The organism is Tenacibaculum sp. (assembly GCF_050290165.1).
Lineage (GTDB): Bacteria > Bacteroidota > Bacteroidia > Flavobacteriales > Flavobacteriaceae > Polaribacter.
Window position 1 is genome coordinate 1 of the sequence record NZ_JBNKHD010000009.1, and the last position, 1,939, is coordinate 1,939.

Annotated in this window: 2 protein-coding genes and 1 pseudogene; all 3 read right to left on the reverse strand. The window is 32.9% G+C overall.

Translation table 11 applies throughout. The annotated features are described in order from the left end of the window. Nucleotides 1–231, reverse strand: a 231-nt coding sequence (locus tag ACQY6M_RS07790) for a hypothetical protein (protein ID WP_428744942.1), incomplete at its 3' end; no start/stop codon positions are given. Between the two features lie 180 nt (nt 232–411). Further along, complete coding sequence (locus ACQY6M_RS07795; RefSeq protein WP_428744943.1) at nt 412–1,551, reverse strand: ISAs1 family transposase; 1,140 nt, start codon at nt 1,549–1,551, stop codon at nt 412–414. Between the two features lie 104 nt (nt 1,552–1,655). Beyond that, nucleotides 1,656–1,939 (reverse strand): annotated as a pseudogene (gene prfC / locus ACQY6M_RS07800) (peptide chain release factor 3); the annotation flags it as partial.

The window sequence follows — 1,939 nt, forward strand, 5'->3', positions numbered from 1 at the left end:
ATACTCCATCGTACGTATTACTTTACTTTCACACACATTACATGTACCATGAACCACGATATCATTAAGATGATTTAGATAAATTTCCTTTACCTGAATACCTTTGCTACAAGTAGTTTTGCATGTATTACAATATACGCCATTCTCCAAAAGATATTCGTATCCTGACTTTTGGTTTTCATCAAACAAAAAATCCAGTTGTATTTGATTTAATCTCATATCTTTTTCCATCATGTTAATTTTAAACTTTAAACAAAATACCTTTTGCTACCTATGTTTGATCTCTTCAAGGATATTGCTATACTCCAATTACTCATGATAATAATCGTTGGTATCAACATTAATTGCTCAATATAAACATATTCGCATTAATTTTAAAATCAAGAGAATAATTCGACAGGGAAATCGCCTTTAACATTTCAATAGTTGAGAGCGATACTTATCATTAAGAGCCGCTTTAGCCATTTTTCTTGGTTTAGAGAGTTTTGTAGAATTGTCCTTTTCAAGAATAGCTAAAGCTACTTTGTTTACGATGTTAAAATTTAAAGCCGAGTTATCTTTCTTTTTTAATGATTGGTCTTCTTTAAAAATTACATCCAAATTCCAATGCAGGTTATTTTCAATGCTCCAATGCTGTCTAATTATTTGGTTTAATCTGTTTGCATTAGCAGGCAAGGAGGAAATGTAATAACGTTCATCCCTAGTGGTTTTTTCGCTCTTTTTGATATATCGTTCTGAAGTGACCTTAACCACAGAACGGAGATTTCTCCATGGTTCTTGATCATCCATAAAGGTTAAGTCATCAATTGCATCACAAGTTCTTGTTTCTATTCTACCATGCCCGACATCTGTGAAGCTATCTGAATTAGGTGATTTGTTTAATGAAAACATCTTTTTAACCTGTGAAAACAATTCTTTTTGGTTTCCTTTGACAGCCAATACATAATCTGCTTCTGCCTTAATAATCTTGTCTGCTATATCTGTTTGGCACCCCATGGCATCAATGGTAACAACACAACCTTTTATAGTTAATAAATCCAATAACTTAGGTATAGCTGTAATCTCATTACTTTTCTTGTCGGTTGCTTTTTGCCCCAGGCATAACCTATTTTGTGAGGCATATGCTGAAACTACATGGATTGCACTTTTGGAAACGCTTGAGTCGCCTGAACCACATATTGTTTTTCCATCAATTGCTATAACCTCTCCTTCTGTAAGATCTGATATCTCATTGATCCAATTTGTAAAGCATTTTGCAAATTCGTCTGGATTCAAACGTTTAAAAAGTTTTCCTAAAACATCATGGGAAGGAATTCCATCTTTGTATGGATAAAAGGTTCTAAGCCAATCTAATTTGTTTTCACCAAATGTTTCTATGGTAGTCCAATCTTTAAAACCACACAGCACTGCACTTATGGTTAGTAGTAATATTTCCTGTAATGGGTATAGGTAATGACCTTTTGTTGTTCTGCGAGGATCTTCCAATGTTGAAAATGAGGATTCAAAAGATGTAATTTGTTCAATAGAGGTTTGCGTATGAAAATTTGCCATTTTTTTTTACGCATAGCCTTTGCTACACTGTAAAAATAAGAATAAATAGGATCTCTGAAAAATATATTAACTCTTAAAGGCGATTTCCCTGCTAATAATTATAACTAAAACTCACTTGTAAAATGAAATTCAATATCCTCGAAGTTTTGTTGAGCCAATTGAAGCATATAAGAAGAGTCCGCTAAAAATACATCTCGTCCCTGCTTATCTTTTGCCATGTATTGGTTTTTTCTCCTTTTAAAATCATCTAACTGAGCCTTATTACTCGATTTTATCCAACAGGCTTTATATAAGTTTATGGGTTCATATCTACATTTAGCATTGTATTCGTGATTCAATCTGTATTCAATTACTTCAAATTGTAGAGCTCCAACCGTACCAATTATTT

Coding starts and splice junctions, on each gene's coding strand:
- ACQY6M_RS07795 (WP_428744943.1), bottom strand. CDS start 1,551: ATGGCAAATTTTCATACGCAAACCTCTATTGAACAAATTACATCTTTT.